Annotated in this window: 20 protein-coding genes and 1 tRNA gene; 14 read left to right on the top strand and 7 right to left on the bottom strand. The window is 59.8% G+C overall.

What is annotated here, in order from left to right; genetic code table 11:
• The first annotated feature begins 449 nt into the window (after window positions 1-449).
• A complete protein-coding gene (locus HKK53_RS00450; RefSeq protein WP_169368810.1) occupies window positions 450-701 on the top strand; it encodes a ParD-like family protein in 252 nt (83 codons plus the stop codon).
• Window positions 698-1,498 carry a type I methionyl aminopeptidase gene (gene map / locus HKK53_RS00455; RefSeq protein ID WP_429527740.1) on the top strand — a complete coding sequence of 267 codons (801 nt, stop codon included), beginning with the start codon at window positions 698-700 and terminating at the stop codon, window positions 1,496-1,498. The genes HKK53_RS00450 and map overlap by 4 nt, the downstream gene beginning before the upstream one ends.
• Window positions 1,499-1,597: 99 nt before the next feature.
• Here map and ppk2 read toward each other — a convergent pair whose 3' ends face one another.
• On the bottom strand, window positions 1,598-2,491 hold the full coding sequence (gene ppk2 / locus HKK53_RS00460; protein WP_429515947.1) for a polyphosphate kinase 2: 894 nt from the start codon (window positions 2,489-2,491) through the stop codon (window positions 1,598-1,600).
• Window positions 2,492-2,705: 214 nt separating this feature from the next.
• Here ppk2 and HKK53_RS00465 point away from each other — a divergent pair, with 214 nt between their 5' ends.
• A complete protein-coding gene (locus tag HKK53_RS00465) occupies window positions 2,706-3,641 on the top strand; it encodes a Ppx/GppA family phosphatase (RefSeq protein WP_169368812.1) in 936 nt (311 codons plus the stop codon).
• On the opposite strand, the gene HKK53_RS00470 is transcribed toward HKK53_RS00465, so the two are convergent.
• Genes HKK53_RS00470 through HKK53_RS00480 form a run of 3 tightly spaced genes read right to left on the bottom strand, consistent with a single transcriptional unit; the run spans window position 3,642 to window position 5,306 of the window.
• Window positions 3,642-4,112, bottom strand: coding sequence for a hypothetical protein (locus HKK53_RS00470; protein ID WP_169368813.1), 471 nt, complete (start codon window positions 4,110-4,112; stop codon window positions 3,642-3,644).
• Window positions 4,113-4,151: 39 nt separating this feature from the next.
• The gene (gene mug / locus HKK53_RS00475; RefSeq protein WP_169374142.1) at window positions 4,152-4,676 is read right to left on the bottom strand and encodes a G/U mismatch-specific DNA glycosylase; all 525 of its coding nucleotides are present in this window, start codon (window positions 4,674-4,676) and stop codon (window positions 4,152-4,154) included.
• A 6-nt stretch (window positions 4,677-4,682) separates the two neighbouring features.
• Window positions 4,683-5,306, bottom strand: coding sequence for a TetR/AcrR family transcriptional regulator (locus tag HKK53_RS00480; RefSeq protein WP_169368814.1), 624 nt, complete (start codon window positions 5,304-5,306; stop codon window positions 4,683-4,685).
• A 225-nt stretch (window positions 5,307-5,531) separates the two neighbouring features.
• Here HKK53_RS00480 and HKK53_RS00485 point away from each other — a divergent pair, with 225 nt between their 5' ends.
• The 5 genes from HKK53_RS00485 (at window position 5,532) to HKK53_RS00505 (ending at window position 11,645) form a co-directional block, all read left to right on the top strand.
• A complete protein-coding gene (locus HKK53_RS00485) occupies window positions 5,532-6,653 on the top strand; it encodes an HlyD family secretion protein (protein WP_169368815.1) in 1,122 nt (373 codons plus the stop codon).
• Window positions 6,654-6,659: 6 nt separating this feature from the next.
• Window positions 6,660-8,114: a DHA2 family efflux MFS transporter permease subunit gene (locus tag HKK53_RS00490; RefSeq protein ID WP_169368816.1), complete on the top strand. Its 1,455-nt coding sequence runs from the start codon at window positions 6,660-6,662 to the stop codon at window positions 8,112-8,114.
• 20 nt (window positions 8,115-8,134) lie between these two features.
• Window positions 8,135-9,589: an efflux transporter outer membrane subunit gene (locus HKK53_RS00495; RefSeq protein WP_169368817.1), complete on the top strand. Its 1,455-nt coding sequence runs from the start codon at window positions 8,135-8,137 to the stop codon at window positions 9,587-9,589.
• A gap of 31 nt (window positions 9,590-9,620) precedes the next feature.
• A complete protein-coding gene (locus tag HKK53_RS00500; RefSeq protein ID WP_169368818.1) occupies window positions 9,621-10,571 on the top strand; it encodes an aldo/keto reductase in 951 nt (316 codons plus the stop codon).
• Window positions 10,572-10,712: 141 nt separating this feature from the next.
• Entirely contained in the window at window positions 10,713-11,645 is a 933-nt protein-coding gene (locus HKK53_RS00505) for a LysR family transcriptional regulator (protein WP_169368819.1), read from the top strand.
• A gap of 48 nt (window positions 11,646-11,693) precedes the next feature.
• Here HKK53_RS00505 and HKK53_RS00510 read toward each other — a convergent pair whose 3' ends face one another.
• Window positions 11,694-11,966 carry a DUF2790 domain-containing protein gene (locus HKK53_RS00510; RefSeq protein WP_169368820.1) on the bottom strand — a complete coding sequence of 91 codons (273 nt, stop codon included), beginning with the start codon at window positions 11,964-11,966 and terminating at the stop codon, window positions 11,694-11,696.
• A gap of 146 nt (window positions 11,967-12,112) precedes the next feature.
• Complete coding sequence (locus tag HKK53_RS00515; RefSeq protein ID WP_169368821.1) at window positions 12,113-12,967, bottom strand: LysR substrate-binding domain-containing protein; 855 nt, start codon at window positions 12,965-12,967, stop codon at window positions 12,113-12,115.
• Between the two features lie 134 nt (window positions 12,968-13,101).
• Here HKK53_RS00515 and HKK53_RS00520 point away from each other — a divergent pair, with 134 nt between their 5' ends.
• The 5 genes from HKK53_RS00520 (at window position 13,102) to HKK53_RS00540 (ending at window position 17,447) form a co-directional block, all read left to right on the top strand.
• The gene (locus tag HKK53_RS00520) at window positions 13,102-14,145 is read left to right on the top strand and encodes an agmatine deiminase family protein (RefSeq protein WP_169368822.1); all 1,044 of its coding nucleotides are present in this window, start codon (window positions 13,102-13,104) and stop codon (window positions 14,143-14,145) included.
• A 4-nt stretch (window positions 14,146-14,149) separates the two neighbouring features.
• The gene (aguB, locus tag HKK53_RS00525) at window positions 14,150-15,058 is read left to right on the top strand and encodes an N-carbamoylputrescine amidase (protein ID WP_169368823.1); all 909 of its coding nucleotides are present in this window, start codon (window positions 14,150-14,152) and stop codon (window positions 15,056-15,058) included.
• A 2-nt stretch (window positions 15,059-15,060) separates the two neighbouring features.
• On the top strand, window positions 15,061-16,158 hold the full coding sequence (locus tag HKK53_RS00530; RefSeq protein ID WP_169368824.1) for an extracellular solute-binding protein: 1,098 nt from the start codon (window positions 15,061-15,063) through the stop codon (window positions 16,156-16,158).
• A 14-nt stretch (window positions 16,159-16,172) separates the two neighbouring features.
• A complete protein-coding gene (locus HKK53_RS00535; RefSeq protein ID WP_169368825.1) occupies window positions 16,173-17,285 on the top strand; it encodes an agmatine deiminase family protein in 1,113 nt (370 codons plus the stop codon).
• Window positions 17,286-17,372: 87 nt separating this feature from the next.
• Window positions 17,373-17,447 (top strand) — tRNA-Gln (locus HKK53_RS00540).
• A 263-nt stretch (window positions 17,448-17,710) separates the two neighbouring features.
• On the opposite strand, the gene HKK53_RS00545 is transcribed toward HKK53_RS00540, so the two are convergent.
• Window positions 17,711-18,562: an AraC family transcriptional regulator gene (locus tag HKK53_RS00545; protein WP_169374143.1), complete on the bottom strand. Its 852-nt coding sequence runs from the start codon at window positions 18,560-18,562 to the stop codon at window positions 17,711-17,713.
• A 155-nt stretch (window positions 18,563-18,717) separates the two neighbouring features.
• On the opposite strand from HKK53_RS00545, the gene HKK53_RS00550 reads away from it, so the two are divergent.
• Window positions 18,718-19,467, top strand: a complete 750-nt coding sequence (locus tag HKK53_RS00550; RefSeq protein ID WP_169368826.1) for a glucose 1-dehydrogenase — start codon at window positions 18,718-18,720, stop codon at window positions 19,465-19,467.
• Window positions 19,468-19,515 lie beyond the last annotated feature (48 nt).

A 19,515-nucleotide genomic window follows, 5' to 3' on the forward strand; every position in this document is an offset into this window, starting at 1 on the left:
CGGGGCCGCTTCGCAGCCCAGCGGGAGCAAGCTCCCTCGCCACAGGTCTGCCATCAGGCACAAAAAAGCCCACACAAGGCGGGCTTTGGAATTTGAGTAGGTGGCCGGTGCTGGTCTCCGGCTTACGAGATTTATCAGGCCTCTCACAGCAACGTTTTGTGCGTTACTGCCTCACACGGCATAAGGGCTGGATCTCAGCGCGGAGATCTTTCTAACCGTGTACCCTTCGGAGCGCGCCCCACGCGTTCTCGCTATCCTCTTGCGCATCAGTCTGCGTCTTCACCTACCACTTCAGAATAGCCAAAAAGACCCAGGCCCGGGCCAGTCTTTTTAGATCGATTGTGCCCAAGCGAAAGCGCCGCAGGACGGAAAAACGCTATCGGGGTTTGCGACCTCGCGTTTAGTTGAAGTAGTATACGTTTCGTATGCATTTCATATCGGATGGATTTGTGGGAATCGTCAAAATTTCAGAAGACATGCACGAGAATCTGCGCGTCGCCAGCAATGCGCTGAGCCGCTCGATCAACGCTCAGGCCGAACACTGGATGCGCATCGGCATGCTCGCCGAGCTGCATCCCGACCTGGATCACAACGCGATCTGCCGTTTGCTGATCCGTGCCGAACAGGCCGGCGGCCTCGACTTGCAACAGGTCTGTGCACTCGCCGAAGCATCGCCAGCCGTCGCAGGAGCCGCGCAATGAACCGTGCAGTGAAAGCAGGCGTCCCGATCAATTCCCCGGCACAAATCGCCCAGTCCGGCGTGGCCGGCAAACTCGCGGCCGAAGTGCTGGCGATGATCACGCCGCACATCAAGGCCGGGGTCACCACCGACGACATCGATCGGCTCTGTCACGACTACATCGTCAACGTGCAGAAAGCCATTCCCGGTAATGTCGGCTATCACGGCTTTCCGAAAACCGTGTGCGCCTCGGTCAACGAAGTGGTTTGCCATGGCATCCCTTCGCCCCAGGTGCTGAAGGATGGCGACATCGTCAATATCGACATTGCCGTGGTCAAGGATGGCTGGTACGGCGACACCAGCCGCATGTACTTCGTCGGCGAACCGAGCCCGGAGGCGCGGCGCCTGGTGCAAACCACCTATGAAGCGATGTGCGCCGGTATCCGCATCGTGCGCCCCGGTGCGACCCTGGGCGACATAGGCCACGCGATCCAGAGCGTCGCCGAGCGCGACGGTTACAGCGTGGTACGCGAGTACTGCGGGCATGGCATCGGCAAGGTCTATCACGATGAACCGCAGGTCCTGCATTACGGCTATCCGGGCCAAGGACTGAAGCTGAAGACCGGAATGATCTTCACCATCGAACCGATGCTCAACGCCGGCAAACGCCATGTGAAAACCTTGGCGGACGCCTGGACCGTGGTGACCAAGGATTTGTCGCTTTCGGCGCAGTGGGAACACATGGTGGCGGTGACGGATGACGGCTACGAAGTGTTGACCGCTTGGCCGGATCAGGTTGAAGGCTATCCGGCACCCTGAACGGCAGGCAAAAAAAAGCCGCCGGTTAAGGCAGCCATAAAAAAAGCACGCGTTGTATGCCCTGAGTATTGACGTCGTCAGGTTACAGATTGATGACGTTCAATAGACTTGCGGCACGATCAGTTCCGGTGGCGTCGGGTTGCGGGAGTAATCTTCCTGGCGCACCCGTTGCGGCAGCTGGATCGTCGGCTGTTCGACCTCTTCATAGGGCATTTGCCCGAGCAGGTGGTTGATGCAGTTGAGCCGGGCCTTTTTCTTGTCGTCGGCTTGCACCACCCACCACGGCGCTTCGCTGATGTGGGTGCGTTCGAGCATGATTTCCTTGGCCTTGGTATAGGCTTCCCAGCGCCGGCGGGACTCCAGGTCCATGGGGCTGAGTTTCCATTGCTTGAGCGGGTCGTGGATGCGGCTGAGAAAGCGCAGATTCTGTTCCTGATCGGAAATCGAGAACCAGTATTTGATCAACTGAATGCCGGAACGGGCGAGCATTCGCTCGAACTCCGGCACCGTGCGGAAAAATTCTTCGTACTGATCGTCATTGCAAAACCCCATGACTTTTTCGACCCCGGCGCGGTTGTACCAGCTGCGGTCGAACAGCACGATTTCGCCGGCTGCCGGCAGGTGGGAGACGTAGCGCTGGAAGTACCACTGGGTTTGTTCGCGGTCATTCGGGGCGGGCAGGGCGGCAACACGGCAGACCCGCGGATTGAGGCGCTGGGTAATGCGCTTGATCACGCCACCCTTGCCGGCGGCATCGCGTCCTTCGAACAGAATCACCACTTTGGCCCCGGTCTTGACCACCCAGCTTTGCAGCTTTACCAGTTCGCCTTGCAGGCGGAACAGTTCACTGAAATAGCGCCGTCTCTCTTCTTTCTCGCTGCCGTCATCGACGTGCCCGTCGAACAGCTCATCAAGGTTGTGTCCATCCTCCAGTAATTCGAGTTCCAGCTCTTCGTCGTTGTGATCGAGCAGCTCGCGATGGATCCGCTGCATCAGGGTGTCGTTATTGGCAAGCATGGTCGGAGGCTCCCGTGGAAGGTGGCGCGGACGATGGTATTCCGGGAGATATGACGAAGTAGTGACGAAACGGCTGTAGGACCTGGCGCAGTCGCTGTCATCTTCGTGTCACCTATGCCGTGGCAAGCTCTTCACAAACCGTCTTCAAGGCTCCGTCTGCGGGCTCATGAATCTGCCAGGAATCCCTACCATGAAAGGTGACGCCTCTCTGTTTGCGGCCATTGACCTGGGGTCGAATGCGTTTCGCATGATGATCGGCCAGTCGGTCCGGCGGAACCAACAGTTCGTCATCCAGGAAGTGAAAACCCTGCGTGAGCCGGTGCGGCTGGCCGAAGGATTTCAGGGTGGGGCGCTGGACGAATTGGCACTGGATCGCGGCTGGCAGGCGTTGGCGCGCTTTGGCAAGAAGCTGCGTGGCTTTGAGTCGTGCCGGGTGCGGGCCGTGGCCACCAGCGCGGTGCGCGAAGCTGACAATGCGCAGCTGTTCCTGGCCAGCGCCGAGCGGCATCTGGGGTTTCGCATCGACGTGATTACCGGGCAGGAAGAGGCGCAACTGGTGTACGCCGGTGTGGCCCATACGCTGCCGGGTGCCGAGAGTCAGCGGCTGGTGGTGGACATCGGCGGCGGCTCCACCGAATTGATTCTGGGGCGGGGCACTCAGCCGCTGGTCACCGAGAGCATTGCCATCGGCAGCGGCACCTTCGGTTCGCGCTATTTTCAGGGTGGGCGTATCACCGCGCAGGCGCTGCTGGAGGCTGAGCGCGTGGCCTCGCTGGAGTTTGAGAAAGTCGCCCGGCGTTATCGCGCGCTGGGCTGGCAGCAGACCATCGGTTCGTCCGGCACCGCGCGGATGCTGGCCAAAGTGCTCAAGGCCAACGGCCTGAACGACGATGACCAGAGCGGCATCACCTACGGCGGATTGTTGCGCCTGTCACTGCGCCTGCTCGAAGTCGGGCACGTCAAACAGCTCAAGTTGGCCGGGCTGCAACCCCATCGGTTGAGCATTCTGCCCGGCGGCCTGGTGGTCATGCTGGCGGCGTTCAAGGTGTTTGGCATCTCGCACATGACGCCGTCCGAGCCGGGGTTACGGTTTGGGGTGATGCATGGGTTGATGAGTCAGCATTGATCAGGCCGAGGGAATCGAGCCCACTTCAGAGCTAGTTGCATAGTCCGTTCGCGTGTTGCCCAAGCGGTCGCGGAAGGTGAAGTGACTGAGGGTCAGGCACAGCGCGAGGCCCAGCATGTCGGCGACAAAGTTCTGGTAGGCGGCACTGAACGGGATGCCGTTTTCTCGCGGGTCAACGTACATCTCGTTATACGCCGAGAGGAACAGCACGATGATCAAGCCACCCCATGGACTCCAAGGGATGCCGGTTTTCAGAGCGTGAAAATTGTCTCGCAGGGACTGCTTGAAAAACCTCGTCGGAATCGTCACGTAGCCCAACAGCAACGCGGCGCACAAGCCGTACAGGAAATGGCAGAAGTTGTAGCTCCAGACGATGATGTTGAACGCGTTGAGCTGCACCAGCCAGAACGTGATGAAGATCGCCAGGCACAGCAGAAACGGGGTGTGGGTCGAGCGTTGGGTGAACAGCATTGAAGCTTCCTTGAGCGGGATTGATCCTTTGGGGTAATGCTACCGGAGTCTTGCTTCGTTTATCGCGGCTAAATAGAGCTGATGGTAAGCGTCTACCAATTGATCCAGGGTGAACGCCAGGTTTCGTCCACTCGGATTAGGCAGAATCCACACCGCCGCGCCGCCAAATGTCTTCGGCTGCAACCCCCACGCAATGTCCCGTTGACCGGTTAACGCGCCATACGCGGCTTTGCCGAGAAACGCCACGAAGCGCGGGGCATAGCGTGCGATCTTCTGTTCGAAGTCCTTGGCGGCGGCAGTGAATTCCTTTAACGACAGTTGATCTGCGCGCGCCGTTGGGCGGTCAACCACGGCGGTTAATCCGCAGTGGTATTGCAAAATTGACCGATCATTTTCCGGATGCACTTGCTCCGGGGTAAACCCGGCCAGATGCAGCGTGCGCCAGAAGCGATTGCCCCGGCCGGCAAAATGATGACCCTGGGCTGCCGCCATCATCCCCGGATTGATCCCGCAAAAAATCACCGCGAGTTGCTCGGCCAGAATATCTTCGAGTCCCACTTTTATAGCCCCTCAGCCGCAGATGACGCTGACCGCATTGCGCGCCAGTTCCGTCAATTCAGCCCGGGATTTGCCGGCGCGCGCGCGGATCGAAATGCTGTGCAGCAGTGATGACGCGAGGACCGCGAGAGCCGCCGGGTCGGCATCGGTTTTCAGTTCGCCGACACTGACGGCCGTTTGCAGACGCGTTTCGAGATCGGCGTCGAGCCGGCTGAGCCGGTCGGACAGCACGTCGCGAATTTCCTGATCCTCGACCGCTTCAGTGGTCGCCGTGCCAATCGCAAAACAGCCACGCGGTTGGCCTTCGCCGGAAAAGTAAATCGACAACTGCCCCTCGTAAAAACGCATCAGCGCCTCGCGCAAGGTGAGGCTGCTGTCGGTCAGCGCCTCGTGCATGGCCGCCGCCGCGAACTCCCAATATTGCTCAAGCGCCTTGATGTACAGCGCGTGTTTGTCACCGAACGCGGCATAGAGGCTGGGGCGATTCATGCCGGCCGCCGTGGCGATGCTGTCCAGGGACGCGCCGGAATAACCGGTATTCCAGAACACTCCGAGCGCCTGTTGCAGCGCCGTCTGCGGGTCATACGCGCGAGGGCGGCCGCGACCTTTTCCTTCTGTAATCTTTTTTTGTGCCATGTCGTATAAAACTCTTGATGAAAGATGGGCTCGCCGATATTCTTACATCATCGCACAAAAATAAGGAATCAAAAATTCCTTGGCTTGAAGCGTTGATGTAGCCGAGCTCGAACGGGGTCTTGCGGCGAAGAAACAGGCGCGGTGGAGCGATCCTCCCGACCGCGCACGGTATGGCTGTTTTTGTGGGTGCTGTCCCCCATTTCCCGGTTATAGGTGCATTCGATCATGACTAAACAGTTCGACCTCTCAGCGACACCCGCCGTCGAGCATCCAGGGCCGGACGCGCCCATCAGCAAGCCGCTCAAAGAGAAACTGCGACCTTTGCTGATGATCGGTGTGCCGGCCATTTTTGCCGCCGTCGGCTATGCCCACTACGTAGCGGGCGAGCCCTTTGTTTCGACCGACAACGCTTATGCCCGAGTGGCCAAGGCTTCGATCAACGCGCGGATTTCCGGGCAAGTGGTGGACATCGCGGTCGAGGACAACCAACCGGTTCGCAAGGGCCAGGTGTTGTTTCGGATCGATCCGAAACCACTGCAGATCGCGGTTGACCGTGCCCAGGCACAGCTGAGCATGGCGCGGCTGCGCATCGATGGACTGAAGGCCAGTTACCGCCAGCAACAGGCTGAACTGCAATCGGCGAAAGAGTCGGCGGATTTCGACCAAAAGGAATTTGCGCGCAAGAAGGCGCTGGTCGCGACCGAGTTCGTCTCCCGGGCCATTTACGAACGCGCTGACACCGATCTGAAAGTGTCCCGGCAACGCATCGCGTCGATCGAACAACAGATCGCCAGCACCGTCGTCGCGCTGAACGGCGATCCCAACATCGACGCCGATCACCACCCGACGGTGCATGAAGCCAAGGCGCAACTGGACGAGGCGCAGCTCTACCTTTCCTACGCGACGGTATACGCGCCGGACGACGGTATCGTCGCCAAGGTCGACGATTTGCAGGTCGGCAACTACGTGAACAACGGCGCGCCAGCCTTTGCGCTGCTGTCCGACCGCCAGGTCTGGGTCGAGGCCAACTTCCGCGAAACGGAAGTGACGCACATGCGCGCCGGCCAGGAAGCGACGATCCGTATCGATACCTACCCGGATCACGTTTTCAAAGCCCACGTCACCAGCATGAGCCCCGGCGCCGGCGCGGACTTCGCCTTGCTGCCGCCGGAAAACGCGACCGGCAATTGGGTCAAGGTCGTTCAGCGGGTTCCGGTACGGCTGGAACTCGATGAGGTGGATCCGGCGCTGCCGCTGTTCTCGGGTACCAGCGCCACAGTCAGGGTCGATACCGGGTTTCGCAGGCCTTGGTGGCATCCGCTCAAATCGTTGCTGACTGCGGGGTGATTTCTGATGAACACCGGAACGTTAAGATCCGCCGCGCTGTTGGCGATCTACATGCAGTCGGCGAATTTGCCGCTGCCGAACTCGGCGTTGCGGTTTATCCAGGGCAGCCTGTCGATGACCGACGACCAGGCCGGCTGGATATTCACCGCGTACCTCGCCGCCAGCGCCATCACCTTGCCGATTGCGCAGTGGCTCGCCGGGCGCTTTGGCTTGAAGCGTGTGTACCAGGCGGCACTGGCGATCTTCGTCCTCGGCTTGCTGCTCGCTACGTCGGCAACCACCTCGCTGGAATTCGTCGGCGCGCGGATTGTTCAAGGCGTGGCAAGTGGCGTGCTGGCGCCGCTGTCGATGGCGATTGCCCTGGAGACTTTGCCAGCGGCGCGGCGGGCGAAATTTGCCTCGGTGTTCACCGCCATTGTGCTGCTCGGCATCGCCAGCGGCCCGAGCATCGGCGGTTGGCTCAGCGAATATCACGGCTGGCGCTCGATGTTCTATGTCAGCGTCCCGTTATCGGCGTGGATCTTCCTCGTGGTGACGCTGCTGCTGGCCGAGAAGAAAGCCGAGCAACGTCCAGCGTTGGATTTTTTCGGTGTCAGCACCTTCACCCTGGGCATGATCAGCCTGCAAATGTTCCTCGATCGCGGTGAACGCCTGGACTGGTTTGCCTCGCCCGAGATCTGGCTGGAAGCGATAGCGGCATCGCTCGGGCTGTACCTGTTCGTGGTGCATGTGCTGACCGCGAAGGTGCATTTCCTCAATAAGGAATTGTTCCGGGACCGCAATTTTGTGTTCTCGACAATCATCTTTTTCGCCCTCGGCTTCGTGCTGCTGTCGACCATGGCGCTGACCTCGCCGATGCTCGACGAGATTCTCGGCTACCCGCCAGTGCTGACCGGCTGCCTGACGATCCCGCGAGGCGTGGGACTGGTCGGCGCTTTCCTGCTGATGGGCCGTGTTCCCGCTCATCTCGACCAACGATTTTTCGTGGCGGCGGGCATCGCGCTGGTGGTGTATGGCAACTGGCTGATGCTCGGTTATTCGCCGTTGATGGACTGGCCGCCAGTGGCGGTGGCCGGTGCCGTCCAGGGTGTCGGCCTCGGTGTGCTGATGCCGGCGATCAGCAAGGTGGCGTTCAACACGCTAGACCCCAAGCTGCGCCCGGAAGGCAGCGGGTTTTTCAATCTGGCCCGTGTCTACGGCAGCACGATTGGCGTGGCGGTGGTGCAAACGTTCTTCTTCAACAACACGCAGGCGATGCACGTGGCGCTGGTCAGCCACGTCACGCCTTACCGCGGCCAAGCGCATTCGATGTCGCTGCAAGCACTGGGCGGGCTCAACGAAATGATCACCGGTCAGGCGGCTTTTATCGCCGTTATCGACCAATTCAAGATTTTGATGGTGGCCATGCTGGTGGTGAGCCCGCTGGTTCTGTTTCTTCGCAAACCGGTTCCGACCTTCTAATTTGCCGTGGAGTCTGCCCAATGAAATCTCATGCGCTTTTCAGCAATGGACACAGGGTCGCGGCGATGTCGTTCCTGGTGTTCCTGTCCGCCTGCACCGTCGGCCCGGACTTTCAAACCCCGGCGCCGAGCGAGTCGCAGCACTATGATCAACAGGCCGAGCAGCGACTTGCCCGGCAGATTGTCCTTGGCCAAAAGGTCAACGGTGATTGGTGGACGGCGTTCCGTTCGCCGAAACTCGATGCGCTGGTGCGCCGTGCTATCGACGGCAACCTTGAACTGGTGGCGGCGGATGCAACGATCCGGCAAGCGGCGTCCTCGGTCGCGGCGGCGGAGGGTGCCCTGTATCCACAAGTTGATTTTGGCGCGCAGGCCGGTCGCCAGCGCACCCACAACGCGCCAGAAGCCTCGGTTTCCAACTTCTACGCGATCGGGCCGCGGGTCGGTTTCGACCTGGACGCTTTTGGCGGTAACAAGCGGTTGGTCGAACAGCAGCAAGCGTTTACCGAGCTGCAAAAACATCGCTTTGAGGCGGCGTACCTGACCCTGACCGGCGATGTCGCGAGCCAGGCGTTGCTGCTGGCCTCTGCCAACGCACAGATGCAAGCCGTCGAAAAACTGCTGGCCAATGACGCGAAGAACCTCGATCTCGTGCGCCGGGCACACGCCAGTGGCGCCACCACGCAGATCGATGTGTCGCTGGCCGAAACCCGGCTCGCCCAGGACCGTACGCTGTTGCCGCCCCTCGCGCAGCAGCGTGATTCAGCGCGTCACGCGCTGTCGATCCTGACCGGCAAAGGCCCCGGTGACTGGATCGCGCCGGAGTTCGAACTGGCCGAGTTTGCCTTGCCGTCCAACGTGCCGGTCAGTTTGCCTTCGGAGATGGCTCACGACCGACCGGATGTTCTGCAAGCCGAAGCCGAGTTGCACATGGCCAGCGCGGCGGTGGGCGTCGCGACCGCCAATCTCTATCCCCGCATACAACTTTCCGCGTCGCTGGCCCAGGCCGCTTCCGGCAATGGCGGCGCCGCACTCTGGGGGTTCGCCGCGGGGCTGACCGCGCCGATCTTCAATGGCGGCACGCTCAAGGCTGAACGCCAGGCTGCCGTCGATGGCTACCAGGCGTCTCTCGCGGGTTACCAGCAAACCGTCATCAGATCGTTTGGCCAAGTCGCGGACACGCTGCAAGCGATCAACCATCACGCCGAGGAAAACCTCGCGCAGGAAGATGCATTACGCGCCGCCGACAGCAGTTTTCGCTTGAACCAGCAAGCCTACGCCCAAGGCGAGAACAGCATCCTGCAAGTGCTTGAAGCGGAGCGCGCCTACGAGCAGGCCTTGCTGGGGCAGATCAGAGTGAAGACCGCGCAATACCTCGACACCGTGCGCCTGTATGTGGCGCTCGGCGGCAACTCCGTCGGTGTGTTCGAGCAGAAAGTGGCCTCTGGCGAAGCATCGAAACGTTCGTATCAATAACGGCTGCGGCCCCAGTTAGTGGAGTAAAGACATGTCATATGAAGCCTTTCACGATGGACTTCGCGATACCCGATTCCCGCTGAATCACGGTTCCGGCCAGATACCGGCCGTGGGATTTGGCACGCTGTTTCGCGATCTCAGCGTTACGACGCAAGCAGTCAATGATGCACTGGACGCCGGGTTTCGCCATTTCGACTGTGCAGAACGCTATCGCAACGAAGACATGGTCGGCGTTGCTTTGAAAGACGTGTTCGAGGCCGGCAAGATTCGGCGCGAGGACCTGTTCATCACCACCAAACTGTGGAACACCAACCATCGGCCCGAGCGCGTTAAACCCGCTTTTGAGGCCAGTTGCCAACGGCTTCAGGTCGACTATATCGACTGCTATTTGATTCACACGCCGTTCGCCTTTCAACCCGGTGATAACCAGGATCCAAGGGATGCTTTTGGGCATGTCATCTACGATTCCGGCGTGACCTTGATCGAGACCTGGCGCGCACTTGAACGCCTGGTGGATGAAGGCCGGTGCACGTCCATCGGCTTGTCGGATATCACCTTGCCGGCGTTGAAAGAGATCGTGGCCGTGGCGCGGATCAAACCCGCCGTGGTGCAGGTTGAATCCCATCCTTATCTGCCGGAATGGGAACTGCTGGAGTTTTGTCAGCAGCACGGCATCATCGTCCTGGCCTTTGCGCCGCTGGGGCATGGCATGGAGCCGAAAGTCCTGGAAGATTCGGTGATTACCGGGATCGCCCGGCGCTTGCAGAAGACCCCGGCGCAAGTGGCGTTGGCCTGGTCGGTGCAGCGGGGTGTGGCGTTTTTGACGACCTCGGCAACACCGAGCCATATCCAGGAGAACATGGATATTGCTACCTTGCCGCAGCGGGCCATGCGTGAGATCAAGGAAGAGATTACGACGCGGGTGCGGTTCAACTCGGTGGTGGAGACCGGCGTGCCTGGGTTTATCGCGCGCAAGAAATAATGCAGAAACTGTAGGAGCAAAGCTTGCTCGCGATGGCGTCAACCCTGATCCACCGCGTTATCGTTCATCGCGGGCAAGTCTTGCTCCTACACAAATGAGTCGGTGCCACGCTTTTTATCCGTTGTCTCTGAGGTGCCATTGATGGACGTTTTCCAGACCATGCGTTTTTTCATGACGGTCGCTCAAAGCGGCAGCTTCACTGCAGCTGCCGAGATTCTGGACACCACCACCACCAACGTTTCCAAAGCCGTCTCCAGTCTCGAAGCGAGGCTACAAACCCGCCTGATCAACCGCACCACCCGACGCCTGGCGCTGACCGAAGCCGGTACGCGCTATTTGCAGCGCTGCGAGAAAATCCTGGATGAGGTGCGCGAGGCGGATGAGGAGGCGGGCACGGCTCAAGTCATGCCTGCGGGCAGGCTGAAGATTCACGCGATGGCCGCCATCGGCAATCACTACGTGATCGATGCCATCGCCAGGTACAGGGAGACGCAACCCTCGGTCATGTTTGATCTGACCCTGACCAATCGGCTGCCTGATTTGCTGGAGGAGGGCTATGACATGTCGATTGTGCTGGCGCGGGATCTGCCAGATTCGGGCTTTGTCGCCCAGCGGCTTGGTATCACCTACAGCATCCTTTGCGCTTCGCCTGCATACCTGAAGAAACGCGGCATTCCCGATTCGCCGGGTGCCCTTGCTGCACATGATTGTTTGAGAATTGTTAACACGGTCATGCCGGTTGAACACTGGGCATTTGAGGGGCCGGAAGGCGTGGAGACGATCACTATTCCCGTGTCTCCTTTCCACATCAATACCGCCGATGGCATGACCGTCGCGATCACCAATGGAATGGGGATCGGCATTCAACCGATTGCTTCTGCGGTGAATGGCCTGAAAGCGGGGACGCTAGTGCGCGTGTTGCCGGAGTATCACTTCGAGGAATTCAATCTGTTTGCCATCTACCCGTCACGCAAGTTCGTGGACGCAAAAATAAAGACCTGGGTGGAATTTCTCAAGACGTACATTCCAGGCTTGTTGGCTGCTGATGAAAAAATAGTCGGTTCAGCGAAGTAGCGATGGCCGCAGGTATGGAGTGTCGACCCTCCATCGTCTGCACGGCACTCAACCGTTTGAACAGCCAGTGCCCATGACTTGATACTGCAGAATGTGTCGTTGGCCGTGGGAATCCTCGTAGGTCATTTGCGCTGGAACCGGACCGCATTGATCCCCGGTATCGGTAATCGCAATGACTTTCTGGATGTCCAGGTTCATGCCGTAAGCATAACTTTCAGCCGGTGGCTGGCGGGTCGCCTCAGTTGAATCAGCGTCGTCTGCAAAGGCGTGTGCGCCGACACCGACAAGCGCAAAAAACAGCGCAATGTTTGAGAGTTTCATGATGTTCACCGTCTCGTTCAAGGTGGGTTGTTTGACCTCGCGAGCTGTTTGCTCAGCGGGTAGAGACGATGCTAGGGGTTTGCCTTTCCCTCAAATAGCCGGCCACGGGACAAACACTGTTGCCGGATTTCGCATGAATAGCGCCGTTAGGCCGCCTCCAGCTGACTCAGCAACCACTCGCTGAAACTTTGCGCGTTGCTTTCACTGTCGCGGTGGGTCAGCAGCGCCCAGTTCGGGCCGCGGATGGTTTGCTCCACCAAAGGTTGCAACGAACCGTTGGCCCGTGCCTGACGACTCAATAGTTCGCTGACCAGGGCGATGCCCAGTCCGGCGCACGCGGCGTCCAGCAGCAGGCCGGGATCGGAGAAGTTCAGTCCTTGATCGTGCTGGCCGACATCGATGCCAGCCTCGACCGCCCAATGACTCCAATCCATTTCTCGCTCGCCGTGCAGGGTGGTGCGCCGTTCGGTAGGCAGCGCCAACAGGCTCGGATGACACGCCGGGTAGAGGCGGTCGGTGTGCAGCACTTTGAAGCTGCATTCGGCTTGGGAGCTGATGTCGTCGCGCACGGCGACGTCGATGGTCTGGGTGGTCATGTCCGGGACTTCATCGGTGCTGTAGATCCACAGATCAACCTCCGGATGCTGACGGCGAAAATCCCCCAGGCGTGGCAGCAGCCAGTGACGGGCGAACGCTGGCGTGGTGTTGAGCACCAGTTGGTTGGGTTTCTGGTATTGCCCGAGGCGACGAATGCCCACGGCCAATTGCTGCAGCAGCGCCTGGGTGGTGCTGAGCAAATCATGGCCGGCATCGGTCAGGCTGACGCTGCGGCCACTGCGGAAAAACAACGGCTGCTCAAGGTAAGCCTCAAGGCTGCGGATCTGCTGACTGATCGCCGATTGGGTCAGGTTCAGCTCGGCGGCAGCTTTGTGGAAACTGCCCAGTCGGGCAGCGGCTTCGAAGCCGCGAAGGGTACTGAGCGGGGGCCAGTGCTTGAGCATATTGATAAGTTCCTCTAATCAGTTTTCCACTAAATCCATCGTTTGTTCGCCTGTTTTTACGGCCGTAGCATGCATGCCAAGACTTTCGAGACAGTTTTCATTGAACACAATGTCTTAACTAAAAGGTACTGGTGATGCAACAGAACAACAATGGTTGGATGATGCCCGCAGAGTGGGTCAAGCACGCCGCGACTTGGATGGTGTGGCCACATAACCAGGCACTTTGGGAATCCGGTTGGCGCGTCACCTTGGCGCAGGTGCAAGAGGATTTCGCCGGGGTAGCCAACGCCATCGCCCGTTTCGAACCGGTGAAAATGGTCGTTGATCCGTCGGCAATGACCAGTGCCAAAGCGCTGTGCGGCCGCAACATCGAATTGATCCCGCTGGCCGTGAACGACAGCTGGTTTCGCGACTCCGGCCCGAGCTTCGTCTGCCACCCGCAACAGGGCCTGGCCGGTGTGAGCTGGCGCTTCAATGCGTGGGGCGGCAAGTCGGCCCACGACCTCGATGAAAGCCTGGCGCGCCGCGCACTCAATCACCTCGGCCTGGCGTGTTTCGGCACACCGCTGAGCAACGAGGGCGGGGCGATTCATGTCGACGGCGAAGGCACGCTGATCACCACCGAATCGGTGTTGCTCAACGCCAATCGCAACCCGGACACCAGCAAGGCTGAGATGGAAGACATCTTCAGCCGTCTGCTGGGCGTGAAGAAAACCATCTGGCTACCGGGCGATCCGGATTACGTGACCGGCGACATGACCGATGGCCACGTCGATGGCGTCTGCGCCTTTGCCCGCCCTGGGGTGTTGCTGGTGGATGCGACCCACGACAAACAGTCGGTGTACGCCGAAGTGGCCCGCGAGAACCGCCGCGCTTTGGAGTTGGCCACCGATGCCCAGGGTCGCCGATTCGAGTTGATCGAGTTGTTCGAAGCCACCGACGCCGTGGACACCGAAGCCGAAGTGTTCTGCGCCTCGTACACCAACTTCTACATCGCCAACGGCGCGATCATCATGCCGGCCTATGGCATCGACGCCGACCACGCGGCGGCCGAGGTGTTGGCTCAGGCGTTCCCAGGACGCGAAGTGGTGCCGGTGCGGATCAATCACCTGGCCCATGGCGGCGGCGGGGTGCATTGCATCACCCAGCAACAGCCGGCCTGGCCAGTGGAGGGTTGAAGCCATGACCCTGTTGACGATCGCCACCACCCAGATGCCGTGCACCTGGGACTTGCCAAACAACCTTGATCTGGCTGAGCAGTTGGTCCGCGAAGCGGCGGCCAAAGGCGCGCAAGTTATCCTGCTGCAAGAGCTGTTTGCCACGCCGTATTTCTGCATCGAGCAAAGCCATAAACACCTGGCGCTCGCCGAAGAATATCGCGACAGCCATGTGCTCAAGCGCTTTGCCGCACTGGCCAGGGAATTGGGGGTGGTACTGCCATTGAGCTGGTTCGAGAAGGCTGGCAATGCCTACTTCAATTCCTTGAGCGTGGCCGATGCCGATGGACGTTTGTTGGGGGTGTATCGCAAGACCCATATCCCCAACGCCATCGGTTATCAGGAGAAGGAATACTTCAGCCCCGGCGATACCGGATTCCGGGTCTGGGACACGGCGTTCGGGCGTCTCGGCGTGGGGATCTGCTGGGATCAGTGGTTCCCCGAGACCGCGCGCTGCCTGGCGTTGATGGGTGCCGAAGTCCTGCTGTTTCCCACGGCCATTGGCTCTGAACCGGGTTGTGCAGCCCTGGATTCCCGGGACCACTGGCAGATGACCATGCGCGGTCACGCGGCGGCGAACATCCTGCCGGTGGTGGCGGCCAATCGCGTCGGCCGGGAAGTGGCGACCACCGATCCTGCGTTGCAGATGAGCTTCTACGGCTCCTCATTTATCTGCAACCACAAGGGCAAATTGCTCGCCGAAGCCGACCGTGACAGCACCGGTGTGCTGGTCCATAGCCTCGACCTGGCCGCCATGCGCGAAGAACGCCTGAGCTGGGGCATTTACCGCGACCGTCGTCCAGACATGTACGGCGCGTTGCTGAGCCAGGACGGCCGACACCTCCATTCTCGCTGGGCTACCCAAGGGGTTTGATCATGCGTATTGCCAACCGGTTGTTGCTCGCTGTCCTGACGCTGTCATGTGCTGCGCCATCGCTGCACGCCGAAGAGAAAACCCTGCGGCTGTATAACTGGGCCGATTATTTTGCCGAAGACACCTTGGCCAAATTCACCGCCGAAACCGGGATCAAGGTGATCTACGACGTCATGGACGGCAGCGAAACCCTTGAAGCGAAAATGCTCGCCGGCGGCAGTGGTTACGACCTGATTTTCCCCGGCGACACCGTGGCCGAACGCTTGATGCGCGCCCACAGTCTGTTGCCGCTGGACCAAGCCAAACTCACCGCAGTGGGCGACATCGAGCCCGGTTTACAGAAACTGCGCTCCCATTACGGGTTTTCCAGAAACGCCACCGTGCCTTACACCTGGGGCACCATCGGCCTGACCTACAATACCGAGCAGATCAAACAACGGGCGCCGGATGCGCCGGTCAACAGCCTGGACATGTTGTTCAAGCCGGAACTGGCGGCCAAATTCGCCGATTGCGGTATTTCGATGATCGACTCGCCGGACGAAGTGCTGGCGGTGGTGCTCAACTACCTCGGCCGCGAGCCGCGCAGTGCCAAGCCTGAGGACCTCGCTGCAGCGAGTGAGCTGCTGATGAAACTGCGGCCGTACATTCGCAAGTTCCAGTCGCAACCGGTGACCGACCTGGTCAACGGCAACCTGTGCCTGTCCCTCGGCTATAGCGGCGACATGACCCAGGCGCAACGTACCTCGGACAGCGCCGGCAAGAACACCTCGTTCCAGTACCGCATCCCCCGCGAAGGCACCACGGTGTGGATGGACACCATGGCGATCCCGGTCGACGCGCAACACCCGGAGTACGCCTACGCGTTCATTAATTTCGTCATGCGCCCGCAGAACATGGCGGCCATCAGTAACTTCACCGGCTATCCCACTTCCAATGCCAAGGCCCGTCCAGAGGTTGACGCGACCATGCGCAATAACCCGGATATTTACCTCGACGAGGCGACCTATGCGCGGCTGATTCCGGGCAAGGACATTCTCCAGTCAGACATGCGCGCGCGGATGCGGACGTGGACCAAATTCAAGACGGCCACTGCGAAATGATCAGGGAGGGATATATGCCGACACGTCGGGATTTCATCAAACAGGTATCGGTTGTCGCCGGTGTAGGCATCGCCGCTTCCTTGGGGCTGACGCGCGTGCAAGCGGCTGTCGCTCAGGGTTGGTACATGCCGGACGAGGGCGACAAACATCAACGGGCCTTCATCGCATTCGGCGCGCAGGAGGCGATCTGGGCTGATTTCACCCCTGACGTGCAAGCCGCCCTGGGTTTGATCGCGCGCACCATCGCCCGCTATGAACCAGTGACCGTGTTCTGTCGTCAGCGTGAGCGGGCGTTGGCCGAGAAACAGTGCGGCACGAGCAATGTCACCTACGTCACCACCGAACTCGACGACATCTGGATGCGCGACATCGGCGCCAACTTTGTCACCGACGGCAAGGGCGGACTGGGCGCCGTGGATTTCAACTTCAACGGCTGGGGCAACAAACAACAGCATGGCAAGGATGCGCAATTGGCCGCTCGGGTGGCGAGCACCGCGCAGGCCGATTATGTACGCAGCGAACTGGTGGGCGAGGGCGGTGCGATCGAAGTGGATGGCCATGGCACCGGGATCATGACCGAAAGTAGCTGGATCAATAGCAACCGCAACCCCGACTGGAGCAAGACCGAGGTCGAAGAGGAACTGAAAGCCCAATTAGGCCTGCGCAAAATCATCTGGCTGCCGGGCATCAAGGGCAAGGACATCACCGATGCTCACGTCGATTTCTATGCGCGTTTTACCCAACCCGGCGTGGTGATCGCCAACCTCGACAACGACCCAGCGTCATTCGATTACAAGGTCACCCGTGCGCATCTGGAGATTCTCAAAAACGCCACGGACGCCGAGGGTCGCAAGCTACAGGTGCATACCGTGTCGCCGCCGCTCAAGCCGCGCAAAAGCAGTTTCAGCCGCAACAACCCGGATTTTGCCGCGGGCTACATCAACTACTTCGTGATCAATGGGGCGATCATCGCCCCCGAATTTGGTGACAAGGCAGCCGATGCCAAGGCGTTTGAGCTGTTGTCGCAGCTCTACCCGGAGCGTGAAGTGGTGCAGCTTAATATCGACGCGATCAGCGCCGGGGGAGGCGGTATTCACTGCGTGACCAGTCACCAACCATCGGTTTAATGGCAACTGGCTGTTTTAAAACAAATTATTTATGAAGGGGGGCTTCCCAGGCACCGCGAAAGTTGATAAATTGCCGCCCGCTCTTGCAGGGGCGTCGCCAAGCGGTAAGGCAGCAGGTTTTGATCCTGCCATGCGTTGGTTCAAATCCAGCCGCCCCTGCCATATTCCCTAAAAAGGGGACAGATCTATTTTCTGTGGAAAATAGGTCTGTCCCCTTTTTTTTATGCCCGTCGCGCGACCATCGGTTCGAGTAATAGTGACAATCACTAATGACAAGTTCTGCTTCGCCGGATAAACGTTGAAAATCGCCTCCATCGAAAACGCTGTTCAGGAATGTCACCGGTTTTCAACGAAGCTCCTTTGGTTGGCCGCAACCAACCAATTTTTTACCCCGCGCCTCATTAGGTCGCGGGGTTTTTTTTTGCCTATTGCGGTCTGAATCGCGCCGCATCTCGTCCCGGTGGCATCCCGAACAGACGCGCATATTCACGGCTGAACTGTGAGGCGCTTTCATAGCCCACGGTGAATGCGATAGACGCGGCGTCGCGAGGATCGAACAGTAGCAACCAGCGCGCCCTGAGCAGGCGCAGTCGTTTCTGGTACTGAATGGGTGCCATACCGGTGATGGCTTTGAAGTGACGATAGAACGCCGAAACGCTCATCTCGGCCATCGCCGCGAGGGGTTCCACACGAAAGGGTTCGCTGTAGTGCTCGCGGATCCATAGAGTGGAACGCCGGATCTGCGCCAGGCGCCCATCCGGTCGCGCGATTTCCCGCAGCATCCCACCGAACGGCCCTTGCAGGATTCGAAACAGAATCTCTCGCTCGATCATCGGCGCCAGCACCGCCGCCTCGTGTGGGTGATCCATCAGCCGCATCATGCGCAACCATGCGTCAATCAATGCAGTCGGCGCTGTCACCGCAGAGAAGCCATTGCTGGCGCCTTGCTCGCCGCTTTTGACCTCATCGACCAGCACTGTGGCGATGACGTTGGGGTCCAGGGTCAGGCTGATCGCAAGGTAGGGTTCGTCCGGGGCGCTGGGGTAAATCTCGCCGGTGGCGGGTACGTCCACGGGCACCAGGAAATAGCTGGTCGGCGGGTACTGCAACACCTGATCGCCAATCGACAACGTCTTCGAACCTTGCAGCACCAGGTGCAGCATCGGCTGATAAACCTGATTCGCACACGCCTCGGCCCGGACCATTGATACGCGCGCCAGGCCGGTGTCGGTCCACTTGTCTTGCGCGCGCATCACGATGCTGCGCAGCTCATCCATTGCTTCGTTCATGGAGTCGAACATGGCGCAGACCCGCATGCAAAGCAAGGCACGCGAGAAGAATGGGCAAGCATAGGGGAAGAACCGGCAACCGTTTGACCTGTGGTTGCGCGAATACTGGTGCGACACATCACTCTTGTTTAAAAGGTCATTGCATGAAACTCGAAGGCAAAATTGCAGTTGTCACCGGCGCATCGAAAGGCATCGGCGCGGGGATCGCCAAGGCGCTCGCTGCGGCGGGTGCCACGGTGGTGGTGAACTATGCGTCCAGCAAACACGACGCCGATGCGGTGGTTGCACAGATCCAGGCGCAGGGCGGCAATGCCGTCGGCATTCAGGCGGACATGAGCCAGTCTGCCGACGTGATTCGCTTGTTCGACACTGTCAGGAGCGACTACGGAACGCTGGATATTCTGGTGAATAACGCGGGAGTCGCGGTGTTCCAAATGCTCGAAGACTTCACCGAGGAAGCGTTTCATCAGCAATTCAACGTCAATGTGCTCGGCTATCTGTTGGCGGCGCGAGAGGCCGTCAAACTGTTTGGCCCAGCGGGCAGCATCATCAACATCAGCTCGATTCTCAGTACCGATCCCTACTTGGCCTCCAGTGTGTATTCGGCCACCAAGGGCGCGGTCGACACCTTGACCTTCGCCCTGGCCCGGGAGCTTGGGCCGCGCGGTATCCGGGTCAACGCGATCATGCCCGGCCACACCAACACCCCCGCGACTGACGGTAACTTCGCCGGTGAGTTTGGCGAAAAACTGATTGCGGGCACGCCGCTGGGCCGTTTTGGCGAGCCGGAAGATATTGCGCCGCTGGCGATGTTTCTGGCCTCCGGGGACTCGCATTGGATAACCGGAGAATCCATCCGGGCATCCGGTGGCGTGCGCGGGGTTGGCTACTGATCACCGCCGAGTAACTGCGGCCGCGACAAAAGCACAAACAGGCAGGAT

It is taken from the genome of Pseudomonas sp. ADAK7 (assembly GCF_012935675.1).
Lineage (GTDB): Bacteria > Pseudomonadota > Gammaproteobacteria > Pseudomonadales > Pseudomonadaceae > Aquipseudomonas.

Excerpts from the sequence above, each read along its gene's own strand:
- map (WP_429527740.1), top strand. The coding sequence starts at position 698 with ATGAACCGTGCAGTGAAAGCAGGCGTCCCGATCAATTCCCCGGCACAA.
- ppk2 (WP_429515947.1), bottom strand. The coding sequence starts at position 2,491 with ATGCAGCGGATCCATCGCGAGCTGCTCGATCACAACGACGAAGAGCTG.
- HKK53_RS00465 (WP_169368812.1), top strand. The coding sequence starts at position 2,706 with ATGAAAGGTGACGCCTCTCTGTTTGCGGCCATTGACCTGGGGTCGAAT.
- HKK53_RS00470 (WP_169368813.1), bottom strand. The coding sequence starts at position 4,112 with ATGCTGTTCACCCAACGCTCGACCCACACCCCGTTTCTGCTGTGCCTG.
- HKK53_RS00480 (WP_169368814.1), bottom strand. The coding sequence starts at position 5,306 with ATGGCACAAAAAAAGATTACAGAAGGAAAAGGTCGCGGCCGCCCTCGC.
- HKK53_RS00485 (WP_169368815.1), top strand. The coding sequence starts at position 5,532 with ATGACTAAACAGTTCGACCTCTCAGCGACACCCGCCGTCGAGCATCCA.
- HKK53_RS00490 (WP_169368816.1), top strand. The coding sequence starts at position 6,660 with ATGAACACCGGAACGTTAAGATCCGCCGCGCTGTTGGCGATCTACATG.
- HKK53_RS00495 (WP_169368817.1), top strand. The coding sequence starts at position 8,135 with ATGAAATCTCATGCGCTTTTCAGCAATGGACACAGGGTCGCGGCGATG.
- HKK53_RS00500 (WP_169368818.1), top strand. The coding sequence starts at position 9,621 with ATGTCATATGAAGCCTTTCACGATGGACTTCGCGATACCCGATTCCCG.
- HKK53_RS00505 (WP_169368819.1), top strand. The coding sequence starts at position 10,713 with ATGGACGTTTTCCAGACCATGCGTTTTTTCATGACGGTCGCTCAAAGC.
- HKK53_RS00510 (WP_169368820.1), bottom strand. The coding sequence starts at position 11,966 with ATGAAACTCTCAAACATTGCGCTGTTTTTTGCGCTTGTCGGTGTCGGC.
- HKK53_RS00515 (WP_169368821.1), bottom strand. The coding sequence starts at position 12,967 with ATGCTCAAGCACTGGCCCCCGCTCAGTACCCTTCGCGGCTTCGAAGCC.
- HKK53_RS00520 (WP_169368822.1), top strand. The coding sequence starts at position 13,102 with ATGCAACAGAACAACAATGGTTGGATGATGCCCGCAGAGTGGGTCAAG.
- aguB (WP_169368823.1), top strand. The coding sequence starts at position 14,150 with ATGACCCTGTTGACGATCGCCACCACCCAGATGCCGTGCACCTGGGAC.
- HKK53_RS00530 (WP_169368824.1), top strand. The coding sequence starts at position 15,061 with ATGCGTATTGCCAACCGGTTGTTGCTCGCTGTCCTGACGCTGTCATGT.
- HKK53_RS00535 (WP_169368825.1), top strand. The coding sequence starts at position 16,173 with ATGCCGACACGTCGGGATTTCATCAAACAGGTATCGGTTGTCGCCGGT.
- HKK53_RS00545 (WP_169374143.1), bottom strand. The coding sequence starts at position 18,562 with ATGGATGAGCTGCGCAGCATCGTGATGCGCGCGCAAGACAAGTGGACC.
- HKK53_RS00550 (WP_169368826.1), top strand. The coding sequence starts at position 18,718 with ATGAAACTCGAAGGCAAAATTGCAGTTGTCACCGGCGCATCGAAAGGC.